The 22,035-nt window shown below is 69.5% G+C and carries 22 protein-coding genes; 14 read left to right on the top strand and 8 right to left on the bottom strand.

Annotation, left to right across the window (positions count from 1 at the left end; all coding sequences use genetic code 11):
- Positions 1-73: 73 nt before the first annotated feature.
- A complete protein-coding gene (gene lpqS / locus AU196_RS13030) occupies positions 74-490 on the bottom strand; it encodes a putative copper homeostasis (lipo)protein LpqS (protein ID WP_082695705.1) in 417 nt (138 codons plus the stop codon).
- Positions 491-599: 109 nt separating this feature from the next.
- Positions 600-2,585: a molybdopterin-containing oxidoreductase family protein gene (locus tag AU196_RS13025; RefSeq protein WP_059095489.1), complete on the bottom strand. Its 1,986-nt coding sequence runs from the start codon at positions 2,583-2,585 to the stop codon at positions 600-602.
- 153 nt (positions 2,586-2,738) lie between these two features.
- On the opposite strand from AU196_RS13025, the gene AU196_RS13020 reads away from it, so the two are divergent.
- Entirely contained in the window at positions 2,739-3,527 is a 789-nt protein-coding gene (locus AU196_RS13020; RefSeq protein WP_197415775.1) for a superoxide dismutase family protein, read from the top strand.
- A gap of 16 nt (positions 3,528-3,543) precedes the next feature.
- Here the strand turns inward: AU196_RS13020 and AU196_RS13015 are convergent, their stop codons facing one another.
- Positions 3,544-3,852, bottom strand: coding sequence for a hypothetical protein (locus AU196_RS13015; protein WP_059095488.1), 309 nt, complete (start codon positions 3,850-3,852; stop codon positions 3,544-3,546).
- Positions 3,853-3,980: 128 nt separating this feature from the next.
- Here AU196_RS13015 and AU196_RS13010 point away from each other — a divergent pair, with 128 nt between their 5' ends.
- The 3 genes from AU196_RS13010 to AU196_RS13000 all read left to right on the top strand — a co-directional run bounded on the left by AU196_RS13010 (position 3,981) and on the right by AU196_RS13000 (position 6,748).
- Positions 3,981-4,319 carry an ArsR/SmtB family transcription factor gene (locus AU196_RS13010; protein WP_059095514.1) on the top strand — a complete coding sequence of 113 codons (339 nt, stop codon included), beginning with the start codon at positions 3,981-3,983 and terminating at the stop codon, positions 4,317-4,319.
- Positions 4,319-4,948, top strand: a complete 630-nt coding sequence (locus tag AU196_RS13005; protein ID WP_059095513.1) for a cation efflux transmembrane domain-containing protein — start codon at positions 4,319-4,321, stop codon at positions 4,946-4,948. The genes AU196_RS13010 and AU196_RS13005 overlap by 1 nt, the downstream gene beginning before the upstream one ends.
- 90 nt (positions 4,949-5,038) lie before the next feature.
- Positions 5,039-6,748, top strand: coding sequence for an alpha/beta hydrolase (locus tag AU196_RS13000; protein ID WP_059095487.1), 1,710 nt, complete (start codon positions 5,039-5,041; stop codon positions 6,746-6,748).
- On the opposite strand, the gene AU196_RS12995 is transcribed toward AU196_RS13000, so the two are convergent.
- Positions 6,745-7,542: a M15 family metallopeptidase gene (locus tag AU196_RS12995; protein ID WP_059095486.1), complete on the bottom strand. Its 798-nt coding sequence runs from the start codon at positions 7,540-7,542 to the stop codon at positions 6,745-6,747. The two genes, AU196_RS13000 and AU196_RS12995, sit on opposite strands and share 4 nt — an antisense overlap.
- 154 nt (positions 7,543-7,696) lie before the next feature.
- Here AU196_RS12995 and AU196_RS12990 point away from each other — a divergent pair, with 154 nt between their 5' ends.
- The 9 genes from AU196_RS12990 to AU196_RS12950 all read left to right on the top strand — a co-directional run bounded on the left by AU196_RS12990 (position 7,697) and on the right by AU196_RS12950 (position 16,545).
- Positions 7,697-9,127 carry a cytosine permease gene (locus AU196_RS12990; RefSeq protein WP_059095485.1) on the top strand — a complete coding sequence of 477 codons (1,431 nt, stop codon included), beginning with the start codon at positions 7,697-7,699 and terminating at the stop codon, positions 9,125-9,127.
- 29 nt (positions 9,128-9,156) lie between these two features.
- Positions 9,157-9,387: a ribosome modulation factor gene (locus AU196_RS12985; protein WP_231737549.1), complete on the top strand. Its 231-nt coding sequence runs from the start codon at positions 9,157-9,159 to the stop codon at positions 9,385-9,387.
- Between the two features lie 178 nt (positions 9,388-9,565).
- Positions 9,566-10,387, top strand: coding sequence for a class I SAM-dependent methyltransferase (locus AU196_RS12980; protein WP_059095484.1), 822 nt, complete (start codon positions 9,566-9,568; stop codon positions 10,385-10,387).
- A gap of 39 nt (positions 10,388-10,426) precedes the next feature.
- Entirely contained in the window at positions 10,427-11,155 is a 729-nt protein-coding gene (locus AU196_RS12975) for a helix-turn-helix domain-containing protein (RefSeq protein WP_231737548.1), read from the top strand.
- 60 nt (positions 11,156-11,215) lie between these two features.
- Positions 11,216-12,571 carry a hypothetical protein gene (locus AU196_RS12970; protein ID WP_231737546.1) on the top strand — a complete coding sequence of 452 codons (1,356 nt, stop codon included), beginning with the start codon at positions 11,216-11,218 and terminating at the stop codon, positions 12,569-12,571.
- Positions 12,572-12,662: 91 nt separating this feature from the next.
- Positions 12,663-13,742, top strand: coding sequence for an esterase family protein (locus AU196_RS12965; protein WP_059095482.1), 1,080 nt, complete (start codon positions 12,663-12,665; stop codon positions 13,740-13,742).
- A gap of 18 nt (positions 13,743-13,760) precedes the next feature.
- Positions 13,761-14,216 (top strand): cupin domain-containing protein, encoded by a 456-nt coding sequence (locus AU196_RS12960; protein WP_059095481.1) that lies wholly within the window; start codon positions 13,761-13,763, stop codon positions 14,214-14,216.
- Positions 14,204-15,025 carry a peptidoglycan recognition protein family protein gene (locus tag AU196_RS12955; protein WP_197415774.1) on the top strand — a complete coding sequence of 274 codons (822 nt, stop codon included), beginning with the start codon at positions 14,204-14,206 and terminating at the stop codon, positions 15,023-15,025. Before AU196_RS12960 ends, AU196_RS12955 begins: the two co-directional genes overlap by 13 nt.
- A gap of 455 nt (positions 15,026-15,480) precedes the next feature.
- Positions 15,481-16,545: an MmpL3/TtfA transport complex stabilizer gene (locus AU196_RS12950; RefSeq protein ID WP_059095480.1), complete on the top strand. Its 1,065-nt coding sequence runs from the start codon at positions 15,481-15,483 to the stop codon at positions 16,543-16,545.
- A 3-nt stretch (positions 16,546-16,548) separates the two neighbouring features.
- Here AU196_RS12950 and AU196_RS12945 read toward each other — a convergent pair whose 3' ends face one another.
- Both AU196_RS12945 and AU196_RS12940 read right to left on the bottom strand, forming a co-directional pair.
- Positions 16,549-17,250, bottom strand: a complete 702-nt coding sequence (locus AU196_RS12945) for a response regulator (protein ID WP_059095479.1) — start codon at positions 17,248-17,250, stop codon at positions 16,549-16,551.
- On the bottom strand, positions 17,247-18,803 hold the full coding sequence (locus AU196_RS12940; RefSeq protein ID WP_231737542.1) for a sensor histidine kinase: 1,557 nt from the start codon (positions 18,801-18,803) through the stop codon (positions 17,247-17,249). Before AU196_RS12940 ends, AU196_RS12945 begins: the two co-directional genes overlap by 4 nt.
- Before the next feature lie 100 nt (positions 18,804-18,903).
- Between AU196_RS12940 and AU196_RS12935 the strand changes: the two genes are divergently transcribed.
- Positions 18,904-20,277 carry a cation:dicarboxylate symporter family transporter gene (locus AU196_RS12935; RefSeq protein WP_059095477.1) on the top strand — a complete coding sequence of 458 codons (1,374 nt, stop codon included), beginning with the start codon at positions 18,904-18,906 and terminating at the stop codon, positions 20,275-20,277.
- A gap of 55 nt (positions 20,278-20,332) precedes the next feature.
- On the opposite strand, the gene AU196_RS12930 is transcribed toward AU196_RS12935, so the two are convergent.
- Together AU196_RS12930 and AU196_RS12925 are read right to left on the bottom strand one after the other, a co-directional pair.
- A complete protein-coding gene (locus AU196_RS12930; RefSeq protein ID WP_059095476.1) occupies positions 20,333-20,647 on the bottom strand; it encodes a hypothetical protein in 315 nt (104 codons plus the stop codon).
- Positions 20,648-20,783: 136 nt separating this feature from the next.
- The gene (locus AU196_RS12925; RefSeq protein WP_059095475.1) at positions 20,784-21,974 is read right to left on the bottom strand and encodes a lipid-transfer protein; all 1,191 of its coding nucleotides are present in this window, start codon (positions 21,972-21,974) and stop codon (positions 20,784-20,786) included.
- Positions 21,975-22,035 lie beyond the last annotated feature (61 nt).

The following is a 22,035-nucleotide window of genomic DNA, read 5'->3' as shown; positions in this document are numbered from 1 at the left end:
CGTGCCGCGCAGCCGCTGATCAGGGGGCAGCTCGACCGACCGTGCTCGGGGAAGCAGGGTCGGCGCTGCCCGATCAGCAGCGCGCGATGCAGAGCCGGGTCAACAGGGTCCGGCCGGTCAGCGGTACAGCCACCCTGCGGGGTGGACCGCGAATGGGGGCAGAAGCGGCCCCGAGATAGAACACGGCGACGGCGACCATTGCGGTGAGTAGGCCGAGCGCCATCAGGGGCACGGTGGCGCGAGGCCGTATCGCCTCGGCGAAGGTGTCGGGAGAGACGGGTGTCGACCCGTTCTCGAAGTGTGCGTGATCCGTCACTATGGCGGAGTTGAAGTCGCCGCGCGGGCCGGCGGCAAGGGCGTGCGCCCCGTGGTGCGGGTGCTCCGCTTTCGGCGGAGTCCATGGGAACCCGACCGCGACGAGCCAGACCGCAAGCGCCAGCGCGACGGCTGTGCGCCATCGCTTCTGGAGAACCGCGTCGTCGTACTGCACGATGGCCCCGACCCTAACAGCGGATTCCGATACGTCCAGCGAGCCGCCGACTTGACGCCGGGATGTGACCACCCCGCGATCTCGCGGCGCGACACATGACCCGCCGGGGTCAGGCCGGGTGCAGGCTGACCGCGATCCCGGAGTAGCGGACCATACCGGTCACGACGTCGATGTCGTCCTTGCTGGTGAGCCGGTTGACGTTGGCGACGTGATGTCCGTGTGGGATCGACACCGCGCCGCGCCGCATCGACTGATCGAGTTTCGCGACGCCGGTGATCTCCCCGTTGGCGCTGCGCACCGTGACCGGAGCGCCGCTGACGACGCCCGCGGCGGCGCCGTCCTCGGGGTTGATCAGGATCTCGGGCGGCTCCCCGAGGAAGTCGAGCTGGCCGTTGAGCTTCTTGCGCTGCCTGCGCGGCACCATCACCAGCGGCGGCGGCGGTTCCAGTGCCCGGAGCTGATCGACCAGCAGCGGCGGCGCGAGACGCCACCCACCCATCCGGTCGATGTGCGCGTCGACCCACGCCGCCGGCAGTTCGCGGCCCGCATCGGCGAAGCCGGTCGCGGCGACCTCGTCGTACTTCGAGCGGGCACCGGCGAGCAGGACGCTCAGCACGTCATCGTCGGTGCTGGTAGTGGGGTCGCCGAGGCTCCCGAGGTCGTAGCCGAGGCGCCTGCCGAGTTCGGCGAACACCCACCACATCGAGCGTCGTTCGCCGACCGGCGCCACCACCGCGGGGGTGTACTGCACCGACACCCGGGCGCTGAGGATGTCGTGGATCGTGATGTCGGGGCGCTCGAGCGGATCTTTGGTCGGCAGCACGTGGGTGGCCAACTGCGTCGTCTCGTTGTTGACGATCTCGGTGGTGGCGAACACCTCCAGTGACTGCAGCGCGGGTACCAGCTTGCCGGTCTCGGGGAAGCTGGTCACCAGGCTCCCGCCGACGTTGATGAGCGCGCGGATGTTGCCCGCCGCGATCTCGTCGGGCAGCACGGCGCACGGCCATTCGTTGATGAAGGCCTGTGCCTCGGGCCGGCTCCTCGGGCCCGGCCCGAACGCCCCCTCGGTCGGCGTGACCGGCAGCAGATCGCCGAATGCCTCGAGCTGATACGCGAATCCGGGGTGGAACCACGTGCCGCCGGGCCGGTTCATCGCACCGGTGAGGATCATCAGCACCCACGCCAGCCACTGCGTGACGTTGGCCCGATCGGCGGTCATCGTGACACCGGTGCCGGTCTCGATCGCCACGCAGTCGGCGCTGCGGACCGCCGCGACGAGGCGCGTCAAGTCGCCGGGGTCGACGTCGGCGAGTTGCGCGGTGTGCGCGAGCGTGAACGGTTCGACCGCCGCGGCGAGTTCGTCGAGTCCCTGCACGGGAACGTCCGGCTTCATCCCGTCCTGCAGGATCTCGCGCACCAGATACGCCAGCACCGCGTGATCGGTGCTCGGTCGCGGGGCGAGGTGGCCGGTGGCCAGGCGTGCGGTCTCGGTGCGGCGCGGGTCGATCACCCACACCTGACCGCGCCTGGCGATCTCGCGCACCGTCCCGGTCGGGTTGGGCATGGAGATCGCGTGGCCGTGGGACACCACCGGGTTGACGCCGACGAGCATGAGGAAGTCGGCGTTGTCGAAATCGGTGCGCCCGGACAGGCCCATGAACCCGCCGACCAGGTCGGAGACCAGCGGTTTGGCGGTGCCGTCGATGGTCAGCGGGCTGAACTTCGCGGGTGTGCCGATGGCCGCGTGCAGGGCTTCGGCCATCCGGAATCCGGCACTCTCCATGGTGCTGAAGTAGAACGCCACCGACTCCGGCCCGTGCCGGTCGATGACGTCCTTGAGCCGCGCGCCGAGATCGTCGAGGCACACCTCCCACGGGGTGTCCTGCAATTTGCCGTCGATCCGCATCTGCGGCCGCTCGAGCCGGTCCGGATGATGATGCAACAACGGCAGCGCCCGCCCCTTCCCGCAGGTGTACCCCCGGGAGAACGGATGATCTTGGTCGCCTCGGACGCGGACGACCTGGTCACCGTCGACGTCGACGAGGATGCCGCACACCGAGGTGCAGATCCGGCAGAAGCTACGCACCGTCTGCATGGTGGAAACGTACTCTCCATTGCGGAGAAGCCGCCCGACATTCGATGAAAACGCCCAATCATTTTCGAGAATGCGATTTCCGCAGCTTTGCTGAGATGCCGCCCGTCGGATCGCGGCGGTTTGTTTGCGGCGCCGCAAGGGTACGAGGCGGCCATGAAAAAGCATGTCACCGTCGCCATCGCTTTGCTCGCCACGCCCGCTGCCGTCCTCACCGCCTGCGGCAACGAATCGGGGGACAGTGAGTCCACCCCGACCACGTCGGGAGCCGCCCCTGCAGCGCTGACCACCCAGATCAAGACGACGGACGGCAACGCGGTCGCCGACGCCACCATCGACTTCGCCGACGGCTACGCCACCGTGACCGTCCAGACGGTCGGCGACGGCACCCTGTCACCGGGCTTCCACGGTCTGCACATCCACCAGTTCGGCCGGTGCGAGCCGAACTCGCCCGCGCCCGACGGCGGACCGACGGGGGACTTCGCCTCGGCGGGCGAACACTTCCAGGCCGACGGCAAGACCGGCATGCCTGCCAGCGGCGACCTGCCGCCCCTGCTGGTGCGCTCCGACGGAGCGGGCAAGCTCGTCGCGACCACCGACGCGTTCACCGAGGAGCAACTCAAAGGACCCGACGGATCGTCGATCCTGCTTCATCAGGGCTCCGACGTGCCGGGGTCGACCGACGGCGCCGACACTCGCATCGCCTGCGGCGTGATCAGCCCGGCGAGCACCGAGACGTCCGTGTCGACGTCGACCTCCACGTCGACGGTCACCACCACGGTCGCGCCCGTCCCGCCCGCCACCGTCACCGAGACGACCACTCCGCCGCCGACCACGAGCCCCAGCCCGACCACCACGGCGACCACCACGGTCACCGAGACCACGCCGCCGACGACGACGACCGTCAGCCCCAGCCCGGCGAGCCCCAACCCGCCGGCCGGCTGACCCGGTCAATCAGTGGTCACAGCATGGCGGTGAGGAACGACACGATCGCGAGGACCACCAGGATCAATCCGACGAGCACGAGGAACGCCCCCATCGAGGCCGAGCGCTGACGCCGATCCGCCTCGGAGTCGGTGGCTCCCTTGACTGAGGTCTTCATCGTCGAGAAGAGGTCCGACCAGGCGATCCGGGAGACGCCCCGCCGGGTGGCGGACGCATCGCGCATGGGCTGGTCGGGAACCGTCCCCACGCCGTTGCCGTAGAAGACCAGGCCGACCAGTACGGCCACGGCGGCCAAGACCAGCAACACCACACCCAGACCCACCATCGCGCGCCTCCTCGTCGGACCCGTTCACTTTGCTCCGGCATACCCAGATGTGCAGCGGTCCGAACTCGCGACGTCGCGCCGCCGTTCGGCCGGTGGCAACTGTACAGATTCAGATGTACTGTCAGCGCATGCCGACGTCGACCCACACCGACTCCCTGGCGCGCTTCGGCCATGCGCTGTCGGATACCACCCGCACGCGAATCTTGCTCGAGCTCAACCGAACGTCGGCCTATCCCTCGGAACTGGCCGACCGGCTCGGCGTCAGCCGCCAGATCCTGTCGAACCACCTGGCCTGCCTTCGCGGTTGCGGTCTGGTGACCGCGGTGCCGGAGGGCCGGCGCACCCGCTACGAGTTGGCCGACGGGCGTATCGGCGCGGCGCTCGACGACCTGATGGGCCTGGTGCTGGCCGTCGACCCGAACTGCTGCTGCGCCGGGGACGACGGCGCCGGCTGCGAGTGCTGCTGATGCCGGCCGACCGGGTTCTGACGGCACACCGGCGCGAGCTGCTGGCGCGGCGCATCCGGTGGTTCGTCGCGGCGACCATCTCGTACAACGTCATCGAGGCGATCGTGGCGCTCACCGAGGGTGCCCGGGTGTCGTCGTCGGCGTTGATCGGGTTCGGACTGGACTCGGTCATCGAGGTGTCGTCGGCCGCGGCGGTGGCCTGGCAGTTCGCCGGCCGCGATCCCGAAGCTCGCGAGAAGATCGCTTTGCGGGTCATCGCGTTCTCCTTCTTCGGGCTGGCCGCGTTCGTGACGGTGGACTCCGTCCGTGCGCTGTTCGGGATCGGCGAAGCGCGGCACTCGACGGTCGGCATCGTGCTGGCCGCGGTGAGCCTGGCGATCATGCCGGTGTTGTCCTGGGCTCAGCGGCGAGCGGGTCGCGAGCTGGGCTCGGTCTCGGCCGTCGCCGACTCCAAGCAGACGCTTCTGTGCACGTATCTCTCGGCGGTCCTGCTGGCGGGGTTGGTGCTCAACAGCGCGTTCGGGTGGTCGTGGGCCGACCCGGTCGCCGCGCTGGTGATCGCCGCCGTGGCGGTCAGGGAGGGGCGCGAGGCCTGGCGCGGGGAGACCTGCTGCGACGGCGGTCGCTGATCCGGCCCCGCCGCCCGGGGTAAACCGCCTCGCCGCCACGCCGACCTGTGCCACCATCCGTCTCGGACAGCCGCGAGACGGGGGTTGAGGATGGAACGCATTCCGATGTGGCTGGGGATCGGTGCGGTGACCGCGGGCGTTTCGGCGGCCGCGCTGGCGGGTGCGGGCGCTGCCGCCGCCGACGCGGAGACCGACGGTCCCGGTCCGTCCCCCGCCTCGAGTTCCGAGCAGACGGATCCGGACCCGTCTGCCGCCACCGACACGACCACCCTGGACGACGAACCCGAGGCCGAAGAAGCCGAGGCCGAAGAAGCCGAGGCCGAAGAGCCCGAAGCTGAAGAGCCCGAAGCCGAAGAGCCCGAAGCTGAAGAGCCCGAAGCCGACGAGGTCGAAGAGCCGGTCGACAACGAGCCCGTCGACAACGAGCCCGTCGACAATGAACCCGCCGACGAGCCCGTCGTGAACGAGCCCGTCGTGAACGAGCCCGTCGGCGACGAGCCCGTCGACGACACCGCCACGGTTGACGAGGAATTCGAGCCGACCGAGACCGCCACGTTCGACGCGGACCTCGCCGCGGCGCGGGTGGGCCGGCAGGACGACGAACCCGACGTTCCCGCAGGCGAATTCGTTGCGCCGCTGTCCGTGCCGGCACTGCCGACCCCGCTGCCGTCACCGTTCGGGTTCCTCGATCAGCTGCCGCCGGTGGTCAAGGCGTTCGGCTCCGTGGTCTTCGACATCCTCGGCGCCGTCACGAAGGCGATCACCGGTCCGCCACAACTCCCGCCGGGCAGCAGCGTGACCGTCAGCACGTCGACGCTGGAGATCGCCGACGGCCGCCGGGTGAGCGCCGACTGGTACTTCCCCGACACCGACGAACCGCCCACGCGCATCATCTATCTGCAACACGGGTTCCTCGCCAACGGCACGATGTACAGCCACACCGCCGCCTACCTGGCCGAGCGCACCAACAGTGTCGTGGTCGCACCCACGCTGACCTCGAACCCGTTCAGGGACGACGACTTCTGGCTCGGGGGCGAGCCCATGTACCGCGCCGTCGCCGAACTGTTCACCGGTGACCGCGGGGCGCTCGCCGCGAGCGCCACGGCCGCCGGTTACACCACCCGATACGGCCCCACCGCGACTCTGCCGCTGGATTTCGTCCTGGTCGGGCACTCGCTCGGCGGCGGCCTGGTGGCCGGGGTGTCCGGTCACTACGCCCGGTTCGTCACCGCCAACGGCGAGGCCAACCACCTTGCCGGTGTCATCTCCCTCGACGGTGTCCCGCCGCGCACCGACATCGTGGGGGACTCGCTACAGGCATTGGACGCCACCGGTACCTACGTCCCGTTCCTCGAACTGCACGCCCCGACCAACTACCTGAACTCGACCAGCAACATCACCCAGGCCTTGAATGCGGGCCGGGCCGGCAAGTTCCACGGTGTCGAACTCGACGGCGGCGTCCACATGGACTCGATGCTCGGCGGCAACCCCGTGATCCAGCTGTCCGCCTACCTCGTCGCCGGGTTCCCGAAACCCCAGAACCCGCCTGCCGCACAGCATCTGATGGCCGGTTGGATCAACGACATGTTCGCCGGCCGCGTCGCCGTCGACGCCGGGACCTGCACCGGCGCCGACTGCACCGGCACCTACGGGCCACCCGGCTCGCGCGTCGAGATCCCGACTCGCAAGGGCCGCGCGACGGCGACTGTGCTCGGCGCCCCGATGGCGACCTCGCGACCGTCGATCATCCCGGTGTCACTGTGGCAGCCGACCCGGTCGGTGCTGCTGCCCGTGGCTTAACGCGTCAGCGACGACGAGTCGACGGGGAAGTCGAAGTAGGTGTCCGGGTACGTCTCGGGCTTGAACGTGAAGTGCCACCACTCCTTGTCGTAGTTCACCAGACCCTGCTCCTCGAGTCCCTCCTTGAGCAGCAGCCGGTTCTTCAGTTGCTCACCCTGCACCCGCGGGTCGAGGGTGTGCGCCAGGGTGTCGAAGCAGTCGTAACCGGTACCCATGTCGATCGTGTTGTCCGCGAAGCGCTCTGGGACCGGTGCGGCACAGTCGACCAGCGGCTGTCCCGGCGCGAACGGCGGCTGCTCCTTCGCGGGCAGTGCGACGAGCGTGAGGTCGACGGTGCTGCCCCGGCTGTGCCCCGAGTTGTCGGCGATGTACCCGTCGGCGAACAGCCGTGTCTTGTCCACACGCGGGTAGAACTCGGCCTTCATCCGCTGATCGGGCAGGTCGTTCGCCCAGGCGACGAACTGGTCGACGGCACGCTGCGGGCGGTAGCAGTCGTAGACCTTCAGCGAGTAACCCCGGGCCGTGAACTCCTGCTGCGCACGCCGCAGAGCGTTGGCCGCCGCACGGGTGAGCAGGCACAGCGGCGCCCGGTATCCGTCGACCGGGTCGCCGGTGAAGTTGTGCGGCGTGACGTAGCGGATGTCCAGCAGGATCGACGGGTCGACGTCAGCGAGCGAGACGAAATCCGCCGGCGCCGTCGGCTCGGGTTGGGCTGAAGCCACCGGCGCCGTCGCCACCGCGGCCAGGACCGCGGCGGATGCGAGCCGCACCACGCCCCTCAGTGTTTTCGGCATGCGCTCATTGCAGCATCCGAACGAACAGCGCGCGGCGTGATGGTGAGCGGAAACCGAATGTGCGATGTAAAACTATCGGGAATCGTCCCCACATCGCTGAAGGATGGACACCGCAACGGCGCGGCTGGCCTCTCATCGGAGAACAGGAACCGCCATGTCCGCTGTCGCCACCGGCGAGCCGACCCCCGACGTCACCGAGCGCCTCGAATCCGACCTCACCGTCATCCCGGAGTCCGGCAGGACCACCGACGTGCGCGGGCAGTTCTGGATCTGGGCCGGCGCCAACATCGCGCCGATCAACTGGGTGCTCGGCGCCCTCGGCGTCACGATGGGTCTGGGCCTCTGGGAGACGATCGCGGTGCTCGCGGTCGGCAACCTGATCGGCATGTCGCTGTTCGGCATCTTCGTCGTCATCGGACAGCGGACCGGGGTGACGGGAATGGTGTTGTCGCGCGCCATCTTCGGACGCCGCGGCGCCTATGTGCCCGCCGCTGTGCAGGCGATCGTGTGCATGGGGTGGTGTGCGGTCAACACCTGGATCGTGCTCGACCTGGTGATGGCACTGCTCGGTCGCATCGGCATCGTCGATCCCGAGAGCACCGCACACGGTCCGCGGATCGCGGTCGGCGCCGCCATCATGGTGGTCCAGGTGGTGATCGCGTGGTTCGGCTACCGGGTGATCGCGGCGTTCGAACGCTGGACCGTGCCGCCGACCGTGGCGATCCTGGTGGCGATGACAGCGGTCGCCTGGTTCGGCCTCGACGTCGAGTGGGGATACGCCGGGGACGCGTCGCTGACCACCGGTGAACACATCGCGGCCCTGTCCGCGGTGATGACCGCCATCGGAATCGGTTGGGGCGTCACCTGGTTCGGCTATGCCGCCGACTATTCGCGATTCGTGTCCACCACCGTGCCGGCCCGTAGATTGTTCGCGGCCAGTGCGTTGGGCCAGTTCATCCCGGTGGTCTGGCTGGGTGCCCTCGGCGCGACCCTGGCGACGCTGAGCTCGTCGGCGGACCCGGGTGAGATCATCGTCGACGCGTACGGCGTGCTGGCCATCCCGGTCCTGCTGCTCGTCGTGCACGGCCCGCTGGCCACGAACATCCTCAACATCTACACCTGCACGGTGTCGACGCAGGCGCTCGACATCCACATCAACCGGCGCATCCTCAACCTCGTCATCGGCGCCGTGGCCATGGCCGGGGTGGTCCTCTTCGTGTACAACGGCGACTTCGCGCTGATGATCGACAGCTGGCTGATCGGCATCGTCGGCTGGGTCGCGCCGTGGGCCGCGGTGGTTCTCGTGCACTGGTTCGTGATCGCGCGGCGGCAGGTCGACCCCGAGGCGCTGCTGGCCCCTCCCGACGCAGGCCTCCTGCCGACGGTGCGGCCGACGGCGCTGGTGGCGCTCGGAGTCGGCATCCTGTTCACCTGGCTGTTCATGTACGGCATGACGCCGCTGTTGCAGGGGCCGATCGCGAACGCCCTCGGTGGGGTCGATCTGTCGTGGCTGGCCGGGGGTACCGCCGCGGCGACCACCTACCTGGCACTCGAGACCATCCGCGGGCGGCAACCGCGGGCCTGATGTCGGAGGACGGCGCTAACGTCCGCCCCATGAGTCACCGACTTGTGCGCATCTACCGCGAGGGGCAGGCGGCATTTCCCCACACCATCGACTGCCCCTACGCGGGGGATCTGCTGGCTGCGCGCATGTGGCGGCTGGGGTGGCAGAAAGCCCGCGATGACTACCGCGGCACGCCGCCGGTCGCGGAGACCCTGCAGCGGATGAGCGAACAGCTGGCCGGCCTCCAACCGCTGGTCGACCGGCTGAGTGAGCACGACTGAGGGCGCCCGGGACGTAGGCCTTGTCGACCCCTGAGACCACCCCTACCATTCGGAGGACAGTTTTCCTCTAAATGTGGGAGCCGCTGGTGAGGACGGCCACGTCCACGAGATCCACGGTGGGGCAACCTCCTTCGTGTGATCCACACTCGCGCGCACCCGACAAGAAGGTGGTCGTTCCATGACGGAGAAGAACTCGCTTCCCCTGGCCCAGCGCTCGGACGCCGACGTCCCGGGGCACTGGCTGTTGGCGCGGCTGGGCAAGAGGGTGTTGCGTCCCGGTGGCCTGGAGCTGACCTCGCGGGTGCTGGCCGCGGCGAAGATCACCGGCGCCGATGTGGTGGAACTCGGTCCCGGGCTGGGCCGGACCGCCCGCGACATCGTCGCGTCGAACCCGAAGTCCTACGTCGGCGTCGACGACAACGCCGCCTCCACCTCGACGGTCGAAGCGGTCGTCGCGCCCGCCGGCGGCCGGGTCGTGGTGGCGGACGCGGCGGCGACCGGACTCGACGACGGCAGCGCCGACGTCGTGATCGGCGAGGCCATGCTGACCATGCAGGGTGACAAGGCGAAGAAGGCGATCCTCGACGAGGCCTTTCGGATCCTGCGGCCCGGCGGCCGGTACGCCATCCACGAACTCGGCCTGACTCCCGACACACTCGCGGTCGAGACCAAGGAGGCCATTCGGCGCGACCTCGCGCGGTCCATCAAGGTCAACGCCCGGCCGCTGACGGTCCAGGAGTGGACGGACCTGCTCACCGCCTCCGGGTTCCGGGTGATCACCGTGGACCGGGCGCCGATGGCGCTGCTGCAGCCCGCCCGTGTCCTCGCCGACGAGGGGCCCATCGGCGTCCTGCGCATCGTCGGCAACCTCATCGCCCGGGGTGCGGCGCGCAAACGGGTCCTGTCGATGAGGCGCACGTTCACCGCGTACCGCGACCACCTCACCGCCGTCGGCGTGATCGCCGTCAAGCCCGAAGCCGGGCAGCCCCGCACGCCGTGACCTCTGCAGCCCCGATGAACCGCCGCCCGGCGTGGGAGGATGTCTCCGGCATTCCTGGTGCGCGACCGAGGAGAGCGATTGCCCGGCAGCGGCGTCGACAGACAGTCGAGTGAGTCGGCGTCGGAACGCGCCGCCGGTCTCCAACGGAAGCGGGTTCTGAGCCTGGTGCGCAGTGCGGGGGGTCCGGTGGACGCCCGACGGGTGGCCGACGCCCTCGACATCCACGTCACCACAGCGCGGTTCCACCTGACCACGCTGGAGCGGCAGGGCGCGATCCGCCGTGGGGGAGGGGCGCGCAGCGGAGGCGTCGGACGTCCCCGCCTCACCTACGAACTGGCGCCGAGGCTCGACTACGCCGACATCGTCGCCCTGTTCGCCACCCACCTGGGCGGCACCCCCGGCGAGCGGGAGGAACGCGCCGTGCGCATCGGCGCGGACCTCGCCCGTCGGGTGCGGCTCACCGAGATCGGCGGCGAAGAGTCCGTCGTGGACGTCGTGGTGGGCGCGCTGGGCCAACTCGGCTTCCAGATCCGTTCGGTCACCGACGCGTTCGGCGTGGTCACGATCCAGATCTGCACCTGCCCGCTGGCCGAGATCGCCGTCGACTCCCCGGAGGTGGTGCGCGGTATCCAACAGGGACTGATCCAGGAGGTCGTCGACGCCAACGCGGCTCCGACGGGCCGCCGGTACTCGGTGGCGGTGCAACCCGATCCGGGCCGCGGCTCCTGCGAAGTCGGCCTCGTCCTGAGGCCAAGCGGCGCAACCTGATTGGCGCGTCGTCAGGTGATGTTCGACTATCGCTGAGCCGCCGTGATTAGAGTGACGTGGGTGGACAACACGCTCGCCTACATCGACCAGGCATCGTTTCTCGGGCTGCGGGCGCTCGGCCGGGGGCCGCTCATCCAGTTCACCTGGGTCTACGACCGCCCCGTCGACATCGACGGCCTCCGCCGGTTCCACCGCAACCTGGGCCACGGTCTGCTGGGTCGCCGCGTCGAACGTTCGCCGCTGCCGTTCGGCCGGCACCGCTGGGTGGCGTCCACCGGACCCGTCGACCTCGACATCGCCGCCGACGACCTGCCGCGCCACGAGGTGTGGACGTGGGCCGACGAGCGGGCCGGCATGCCCATCGACCCCGAATTCGGACCGCAGTGGCACCTCGGGGTCCAGCCGCTGGTCGGCGGGGGTGCGGCGGTCAGCCTGGTGGTGTCGCACACCACCGGTGACGGGTTGGCCATCTGCGAGGCGGTCACCGACGCGGTGACCGGTGTGCGGCGCGATCTCGGATACCCGCCGCCGTCATCGCGTACCCGCAGCCAGGCGATGGCCGAGGACGCCCGACAGGCGGTCCGCGCGATCCCCGAGATGGGGCGGGCGGTGGCCGCGACCGTGCGGGTGGCCCGGTCGCAGCGCGACGACCTGGCGTCCTCGATGTCGTCGGCGCGCGCGCAGACGGTCACCGGTGAAACGCGCACCGTGGTGGCGCCGTGCGTGGTGACGCTGGTCGACATCGACGAGTGGGATCGGCGCGCAAAAGAGCTGGGCGGCAACAGCAATTCGCTCCTGGCCGGTTTCGCGGCACGGCTGGGGCACCTGCTGGGCCGCACCGACGACGCCGGTCACGTGACGCTGTCCTACCCGGTCAGCGAACGCGTCGCGGGCGACACCCGCGGCAACGCCCTGACCGAGGCGCGGATGAAGGCGGACCCCACGCGGGTCACCACCGATCTGACCGAACTGCGCGCCACCATGAAACGCGAATTCGCCGCGCTGCGCGAGAAGCCGAACGAGCTGCTCGAACCGCTTCCGCTGACGCCGCTCACACCTCGGCTGCTCGTGCGCAGACTCGAATCGATGATCGTCGAACGGGGCGCCCCGATCGGGTGCTCGAACCTCGGTGACATCGACCCGGCGGTGAACCGGCCGGACGGGACGGACGCCGCCTTCATGGCTCCGCGCATCGTCGAACCGAAGATCACCACCACGATCCTCGACAAGTCGGGCGGACTGTTGTTCCTCGGTTCGAGCCGGCTGAACGGCCTGGTCACCGTGACGGTAGCGGCCTGGCGCCCCGGCGGGCGCAACACGAAAGACGCACTGCGCGAGGTCGTCACCGAGGCGCTGGGTGACTTCGGCCTGACCGGCACCGTCGAACCGCAACCTCACGGTCTCCGCAAGGTCTGATAACAAGCGGGTCAAGGCCCGCGCTTCACCGGCGGTGCCTCGCCGGGCCGCTGTTAGCGTCGCCGACGTCCGGAGACGAGATGGAGAAGCGGTGGTGCAGCGAATCAGTGGCAGGAGATGGACACGGGTCTTGGGTGCGGTGCTGCTCACCGCACTGCTGCCGGTGTCGTTGACAGCGGTGCCGAGCGCGACCGCGTACTCCCGTGACGGATTGCCCATCGAGACCCTCGAGGTGCCGTCACCGTCGATGGGGCGGAACATCCGCGTCCAATTCCAGGGTGGCGGACCGCATTCGGTGTTCCTGCTCGACGGCCTCCGGGCCCAGGAGGACGCCAACGGCTGGGACATCAACACCGCGGCGTTCGAGTGGTTCCACGAGTCGGGCGTGTCGGTGGTGATGCCGGTCGGCGGCCAGTCGAGCTTCTACGCCGACTGGTACGAGCCCGCCGCGAACAGCGCAGGAACGACGACCTACAAGTGGGAGACCTTCCTGACCCAGGAGTTGCCGGGCTGGCTGGCGGCCAACCGCGGTCAGGATCCGCGCGGCAATGCCGTTGTGGGGCTGTCGATGTCGGGTGGTGCGGCGTTGAACCTGGCGACCTGGTATCCGGCCCAGTTCATCTTCGCGGGCTCGTTGTCGGGCTACCTGAATCCGTCCGCCGGGTTGTGGCCCACGCTGATCGGCTTCGCGATGAGGGATGCGGGCGGCTTCAACCCGAAGAACATGTGGGGGCCCACCAGCGACGTCGCCTGGCGCCGAAACGATCCCATGGTCAACGTGGGCAGGCTGGCGGCGAACGGCACCGCGCTGTGGGTCTACTGCGGCGGCGGCGTGGCCTCGGACCTCGACACCGGAACCGACTTCGGCGGCAATTTCAGCGCGGGGTACCTGGAGAACATCACGCTGTCGACCAACAAGGAGTTCCAGCAGAAGTACCTGGCTGCCGGTGGCCACAACGCGGTGTTCAACTTCCCCCCGAAGGGCACCCACAGTTGGGGATACTGGGGTTCGCAGTTGCAGGCGATGAAACCGGACCTGCTGCGGGTGCTCGGGGTGGGGGTCGCTCCGCCGCCGCCACCCCCCGCCGCCCCGGTGCTGCCGGCACCGGCCGTCCCGCCGGCGGTCCCGCCGGCCGGCGCGTTACCGGCGCCCGCGCTGCCCGGAGCCTGACCGCCGAAGGGGGAAGTGATGGACGGACGTCGGAGCTGGGGTGTCGTACCCGCGGCGGTGATCGGCCTGGCGGCGCTGCCGGGCTCGGCCGCCGCCACACCACCGGAAGGTGACGTGGTGCGCACCGACCTCGCAAAGGGGGAGACGGGACAGCCGGTGTCGATCAGCACCGCGCCCGGTCAGCAGAGCACGCTGCTCGTGCAGGACCTGCAGCTGCGTCCCGGCTCGAGCAGTGGCTGGCACACCCATCCCGGTCCGGAGCACTCGGTGATCACCGAGGGGACGGTCGAGTTGCAGACCGCCGCCGACTGCGCCGTCGTGCCGTACGGGGCCGGGCAGGCCGTGTTCATCCCCGCCGGCCTGGCGCATCGGGTGGCCAACACCGGGCCGCACGACGCCGGAGTCGTCGCCACGTACACGGTGCCCACCGGTGCGCCGGTCCGTGGCGACTCGCCCGACGTGTGCCACAAGTAGACCTGCGGTCCGGCGATCCGGTCTGGCTCGCCGACGCCCTCCGTGCCGAGGGCGTTCCGGTGGTCGAGCATCCGGGGTGGTTGCGGCGCGGCCACGGCGATTTCCGCGACATCCGCGGCGTGATGGTGCACCACACCGGGTCGGACACCGCCACCGCCGCCTCGATCGCGGACGGTCGACCGGACCTTCCGGGACCGCTGTCCCAGCTGCACGTCGCCCGCGACGGCACGGTGACCGCCGTCGCCGCCGGGGTCGCCTGGCATGCGGGCGCCGGGCGGTACCCGTGGCTGCCTGCCGGCACGGGGAACCGGCACACGATCGGCATCGAGTGCGCCAACAGCGGAACCGGCCCCGCCGCACCCCACCGCACGAACTGGCCCGATGCCCAGTACTTCGCACTGGTGCGCAGCTGTGCGGTGATCATGCGGTGTCTGGGCTTCGGCGCCGCCCGTACGATCGGCCACCGCGAGTACGCGGGCACGGCGCAGGGCAAGTGGGACCCCGGCGCCATCGACATGGATCTGCTGCGCGCCGATATCCAGGCCCGGATCGCGGCGATGCGCGGTCCGGCGGCGGCTCCGGTGCCCATCGAGATGTCCCGCGGGTCGGAGGGCACGCACGTCGCGGCGTTGCAGCGCCGGCTCAAACACGCCTACCGCGGTTACGCCGGACACCTCGACATCGACGGTGTCTACGGTCCGCAGACCGAGGAGGCGGTTCGCGAGTTCCAGCGCAGAACACCCGGTCTGCGGGTCGACGGGATCGTCGGGCCGGCCACCGCCGCGGCGCTGCGGCTGGAGGTTCGGTAGCCCGGGCGTGTCGCCCAGCGAATGCCGGGCGATCGGTCGCCGAGGCGCTCGCTGCACCCCGTGGATGAGTGCGGGGGGCGGGGGGCTCCGCCGGGGCGTCGTCGACGAATTTGCTGGCGTGTCCCGGTGTGATCTGCCGCTCATTTTCGGGGGGAAGGATAAGAACACGCGATTTCGGGCATCGGGATGTTTGATCATGGGGGCTTTGCGGAGATTGTTAATGTGCAGGTCACAAAACTCGGGAAATTCGCCACGAAAAGGTCACGGCTGAGTAACGAAGAGTTTCCTAAGCGTGCTCTGAGAGTCTGTATGAGCCGGGTGGACAGAGGGCGAAATCGCCGCGATTTCACGGGTTGCACCGTCGCTAGACTCGGATCGGACCGCGCCGTCCCGGCGCGATGAACGACTGAAATCAATGGCCGGTGCACGCCATACCGGCGGAGGTGCCGAGAACTATGGCAAATATCTTCACGCGTAAGAAAACACCCGTGGTCATCCCGGAAGTGACGGGTCTGACCGCACACGACCCGCAGGTCGCGGTGCTCGACGCCGCGATGCTGCCGCGCGGACCCGTCGGCGACATCGCCGTCGACAGCGCATCCGGTTTCGTGGTCGCCACCAACCCCACGGACCGTTCGGTCACCGTGATCGACGCCGACACCCTCGGTTCGGCGAAGGTGGTGGCGGTGGGCGGTGACCCCGGCCTCGTCGCCGTGGCCGAGGACCGCGCCTACGTGACCACGTCGTCGCTGCACGACGATGCGGTGACCGTGGTCGACACGCGGGCGGGCGCCGTGATCGCGCGCTACCCGCTGGCCTTCACGGCGACGGCCATGACGATCACGCCCGACGGCAAGCGGGTCTACATCGGCCGCGTCGGCGACCACGACGTCGACGTCGCCGTGCTCGACACCGCGGCCGAACGCTTCGGCACCATCGACATCGGCTACCGGCCCGGCACCACGGTGGACGCCGTCCGGGTCGACGTCACGGGACGCCTGCTCTACGCGGCCACGACCGGCCTGGCGGGCAGCGCGCTGCTCACGATCGACACCGAGACCGCACGCGTGGTCCGGCGGTTGCGGCTCCCGTCGCCGATTCGCGACCTGGCCCTCGGGCGCCACGGTCTGGCCTACGTGCTGCGCTCGGACCGCCGCCACGGCGGCAGCATCGACGTCGTCGACCTCGGCGCGAACGCGGTCATCGACTCGGTCGCGATCGGCGGTGCGCCCACGCAGTTGACCGTCAGCGCCGACAAGGCCCGGGTGTACGTCGTCGACTACGACCGGATCGCCGTGTTCGACGCGATGACCAGCGAGGTCATCGACGAGATCACCGGCGGCGCCGCCATGGCCCGCGTGGCCACGCGCGACGACGGCCGTCGACTGTATGTGGCCGACTTCGCCGGGGTGATGAGCTCGCTGGCCGTGCCGTCGGCCCCGCCGCGCACGCGTCCGCAGTTCGCCGCGACCGATCGGATCGTCCGGCCCGACCTGCGTGAGCTGACGCCCGCCGTCTGACGGTCAGCGCCACTGGTAGCGGGTCTTCGGGCGGCCTGCCCGGCCGTAGTCGGTGAGGCGGGTGACGGTCCCGTCGTCGGCCAGCCGCTCGAGATAGCGCCACGCCGTGACACGGGAGACCCCGATCTGCGTGGCGACCTGGTCGGCGGTGAGTCCGCCGTCGGAATCGCGCACGGCCCTGGCGATCTCGTCGTTCGTGCCCGGCGCCGTCCCCTTGGGGGTCGCGGCGCGTTCGGCGGAGCCCCTCAGTTCGGCGAGCGCGCGGTCCACCTCGGCCTGACTGGCCGCGTCGATGCCCGCCGGAAGCGCCTCGCGGTAGCGCCGGTACCGCTCCAGCCGATCCCGGAACGCCGCGAACGTGAACGGTTTGAGCAGATACGCCAGTGCGCCGTGGGACACCGCCGCGCGCACCATCTCCAGATCCCGCTCCGAGGTGATCGCGATGATGTCCGGTGCCGGGCGCAGTCCCGACAGGGCCGACGCCAGCGAGATGCCGGTCGCGTCGGGCAGGCCGAGGTCGAGCAGCACCAGGTCGATCGGGTGCTCACCCGCCGCCGCACCGGAGGCGGCGCGCATCGCGTCACGGGCGGTGTGCGCGACCGCCGCGGTGACGAAACCGGCCAGCCGGGACAGGTAGGTCTGGTGCGCCTCCGCGATCAGCGGATCGTCCTCGACGATGAGCACCGAGATCGGCGGTGCGCTCACGAGGCCCCCAGCGGGACCGTCACGGTCACCACCGAACCGTAGGTGACGTCGGCGGTGACCGTACCGCCGTGCCGGGCCGCCACCTGCGCGACCAGCGCCAGCCCGAGCCCGTGATGGGTCTGACCGTCGCCCGATTTGGTCGAGTATCCGCGCTGCATGGCCCGCGCGAACGCGTCCGGATCCATCCCCGCGCCGCTGTCGGCCACCCGCATCAACAACCGCTCCTCGTCCTGGTTGACGGTCACCTCCACCCACGGGTCGTCGCGGTCGCAGGCGTCCATCGCATTGTCGACGAGGTTGCCCAGCACGGTGACCATCTCCTGGCCCGACAGAGCCTCACTGTGCGACGGCAGATGGGTGTCCTCGGTGACGGTCAGCGCGATACCCCGTTCGTCGGCCTGCGCCGTCTTGCCCAACAGCAGCGCCACCAGGGCGGGTTCGGCGACCGCGTCCGACAGCCGGTCGACGAGGCGTTGGGACAATTCGAGTTCGTGGGTCGCGAAGCGCACCGCGTCCTCGGAACGGCCCATCTCCACCATGGTGACGACGGTGTGCAGCTTGTTGGCCGCCTCATGGGCCTGCGCGCGCAGCGAGTCGGCGAGCACCTGCAGCGAGCTGAGTTCGCCGAGCGCGCCTTGTAATTCGGTGCGGTCACGGATCGTCACCACCTCCGAATCGGAGCCGGCCACCCGCGAGCGGTTGACCACCAGCACCCGTTCGTCGGTGACGTGCACCTCGTCACGCACCCCGGGGTCGGAGGTCTGCAGGAACAACGGCAGCGCGGCGGTGTCGATGGGACCCGGCGGCAGCCCCAGCAGGCGGCGTGCCTCGTCGTTGACCAATGCCACCCCGCCGCGGTCGAGCACGATGAGCCCCTCGGACACCGAATGCAGGACCGCGTCGTGGTGTTCGTACATCACGCGCAGCTCGTCCGGACGCAGACCGTGCGTCTGGCGCATGAGGCGCCGCCGGATCAGCACCGCGCCGAGCGACGAGATCGCCACCGCCGCAAGGGTCACCGCGGCGATCGTGGGCACCTGCGCTCGCCACCGCTGCGCCAGCGTCTGCTGGGTGATCCCGGCCGAGACCAGGCCGACGATGCGTCCGTCGTCGCCACGCACCGGCGCGACGGCACGGATCGAGGGGCCCAGTGTTCCGGTGTAGAACTCGCTGAACGTCTCACCGCGCAGGGCGGGGGCGGTGGTGCCGAGGTAGCGCCCGCCGATCTGCTGCGGATCGGTGTGGGTGAACCGGACGCCGTCGGGCGCCATGATCGTGATGAACGCGATGCCGGTCTGTGTGCGGACGGCCTCGGTGACCGGTTGCAGAACCGCTGTCGCCCTTCCTGATTGGATGGCCTGCGCGGTCGACGGCGAGTCGGCGAGCGCGGTGGCGATCCCGATGACCTGCTGGCGGGCCGCCTCGTCACCGTCGCGGCGCGCGTCGATCAGCGCGAGCGTGCTGCCGGCGAGCACGATGACGGCGACGACGACGATCTGCAGGGCGATGGCCTGCCCCGCGAGGGACCGCGGCCGGAGCCACTGGTTCCGCACCCGCAACCTCCGCTGAACGAAATGAACTAAAACGTGACCTGGCTCACGTCGTGGCCGAACCTACTTGCAGACCGCACCCGATGTCGACCTGGAGGAAACCATGACCGTCGCCCTCGATTTACCGCCCGAGGCGCCCACGACCCGGCGCGACCGCACGCACTGGCTCTACATCGCCGTCATCGTGGCCGTGGTGGCCGGCGTGGCCGTCGGCATCCTGGCACCGGGTGTCGGCAAGAGCGTCGGCGTGCTCGGCACCATGTTCGTCGACCTGATCAAGATGATGATCGCGCCGGTGATCTTCTGCACGATCGTGTTGGGCATCGGGTCGGTGCGCAAGGCGGCCACGGTCGGTAAGGTCGGCGGCCTGGCCTTCGCGTACTTCCTGGTGATGTCCACCTTCGCGCTGGCGATCGGCCTGTTGGTCGGCAATATCCTGCATCCGGGCACCGGCATGAACCTGTCCGAGAGCGCGGCGGGCAAGGGTGTCGAGCTGGCCGAGAAGGCCCACGAGTCCGGGGGACTGATGGACTTCGTCCAGGGCATCATCCCCGAGACCCTGGTGTCGGCGCTGACCGCGGGCAGCGTGCTGCAGGCGTTGTTCGTCGCGCTGCTGGTGGGTTTCGCACTGCAGGCGATGGGCCGCTCGGGTGAGCCGATCCTGCGCGGCGTCGAACACCTGCAGAAGCTCGTGTTCAAGATCCTGGTGATGATCCTCTGGCTGGCGCCCATCGGCGCATTCGGCGCCATCGCCAACGTCGTCGGCCAAACCGGTTGGGCGGCAGTCACACAACTGCTCACGCTGATGCTCGGCTTCTACGTGACCTGCGCGGTGTTCGTCTTCGGCGTGCTCGGTGTGCTGATGCGGGCGGTCGCCGGGGTCTCGATCTTCAAGCTCGTCCGCTACCTGGCCCGCGAATACCTGCTGATCGTGTCCACCTCGTCGTCGGAGTCGGCGCTGCCGCGGCTGATCGCGAAGATGGAGCACCTGGGGGTGGAGCGCAGCACCGTCGGCGTCGTCGTGCCGACCGGATACTCGTTCAACCTCGACGGCACGGCGATCTACCTGACCATGGCGTCGCTGTTCATCGCGGGCGCACTGGGTGATCCGCTCTCCCTGACCGAGCAGATCGGGCTGCTGGTGTTCATGATCGTCGCCTCCAAGGGCGCGGCCGGGGTGACCGGCGCGGGGCTGGCGACGCTCGCCGCCGGCCTGCAGAGCCACCGTCCCGACCTGCTCGACGGCGTCGGCCTGATCGTCGGCATCGACCGGTTCATGTCGGAAGCCCGTGCGGTGACGAACTTCTCGGGCAACGCGGTCGCCACCATCCTGGTCGGGTCGTGGACCAGGACCATCGACAGGGACCGGGTGGACGCGGTGCTGCGCGGTGAGGATCCCTTCGACGAGCTCACGATGGTCGACGATCACTCCGCCGAAGAGCGGCGCATCGAGGAGCGTGTCCCCGCGCCGGCGTAGCGCGCGCCCGGAACGACCCGACCGGTGACCTCTCCCGGTCGGGTCTTCCGGCGTCTCAGCCCGCGCAGTTCAGCGTGACCGACACCGACCGGCTGACGACCACCGGATCGAACACGGTGATGTCGTCGTCGAGGCCGATGCGGTCGATCGGCGACCACGATGTCGTCGACTTCGCGTTGCGCACGTTGGTGACGACGCATTCGCTCAGCGGCCCGGATCCGACCCGGTCGATGTTGACCGTGTACCCCTCGCTGCGAAGGCGGTCGATCGTCTCCTGTGCTGACTCCTGTGCGGAGGCAATGCCCGCCGGTGCGGCGAGAACCCCGATCGCCACTCCGGACACCGCGCCGAGCAACCACTTCTTGTTCATGACGGACCTCCGTCCCTCCGCCGCAATTGTCCTCTTCCTGCATCGCTTTCGAGGCCGTATTGCTTCCCGGCGGCGACGAGAACCTGCTGTGGATACGAGGCGGCGGGCCGGACGGTTCAGTGGGACGAGGCGGCGCTCAGCGTTCGGCGCGCTGGTAGGCGGTCACCACCGCCGCGCCGCCGAGCCCGATGTTGTGCTGCAGCGCCGCTGTCACGTTGTCGACCTGGCGCTTGTCGGCCGTGCCGCGCAGCTGCCACGTGAGCTCGGCGCACTGCGCCAGACCGGTCGCGCCGAGCGGGTGGCCCTTGGAGATCAGGCCGCCCGACGGGTTGACCACCCACGGCCCGCCGTAGGTGGTGTCCCCGTTGTCGATCAGCTTGGGGGCCTCGCCCTCACCGCACAGGCCCAGCGCCTCGTACAGCAGCAGTTCGTTGGCCGAGAAACAGTCGTGCAGTTCGATCACCTGGAAGTCGGCGGGGCCGAGCCCCGACTGCTCGTAGACCTGTTGCGCGGCTTTGACGTTCATGTCGTAGCCGATCAGGTTCTTGGCGGACCCGTCGAAGGTGCTGGCGAAGTCGGTGGTCATCGCCTGCCCGACGATCTCCACGGCCTGGCCGGCGAGCCCGTGCCTGTCGACGAAGGCCTCGCCGGCCAGGATCGCCGCGCCCGACCCGTCCGAGGTCGGTGAACACTGCAGTTTGGTCAGCGGATCGGAGATCATCCGCGCGCCGAGGATGTCGTCGAGGGTGTACTCGTCCTGGAACTGGGCGTAGGGGTTGTTGACCGAATGCTTGTGGTTCTTGTAGCCGATCTTTGCGAAATGCTCGGCCGTGCTGCCGTGCTGACGCATGTGTTCGCGGCCGGCTGCGCCGAACATCCACGGCGCCACCGGCATCGCGAACTCGTCGATCTCGGCCATCGCCTTGACGTGGCGACCCATCGGGGACTCCCGGTCGCTCGCCCCGCCCCCCAGCGATCCGGGCTGCATCTTCTCGAAGCCGAGCGCGATGGCGCAGTCGGCCAGGCCGCCGCGGATCGTCTGAGCGGCCAGGTACAGCGCCGTCGACCCGGTGGAGCAGTTGTTGTTGACGTTGACCACCGGGATGCCGGTCATGCCGAGTTCGTAGAGAGCCCGCTGACCCGACGTGGAGTCACCCGAGCAGTACCCGACGAAGCCGTGCTCCACCTCCGCGTAATCGATACCGGCGTCGGCGAGCGCCTTGGTACCCGACTCCTTCGCCATCTGCGGGTAGTCCCAGCCCTCCCGCGAGCCCGGCTTCTCGAACTTCGTCATTCCGACACCCACGACGAACACTCTCTGCGGCATGGCGCTGGTCCCTTCGCTTATGGGAAGAAGTGGTGTAGACCACAATAGAACGCGTTCTAGT

The sequence above is a fragment of the Mycobacterium sp. IS-1742 genome (assembly GCF_001500125.1).
Classification (GTDB): domain Bacteria; phylum Actinomycetota; class Actinomycetes; order Mycobacteriales; family Mycobacteriaceae; genus Mycobacterium.
The sequence above is the reverse complement of the archived record's forward strand: the minus strand, read 5'-3'. Positions and strand labels throughout refer to the sequence as shown.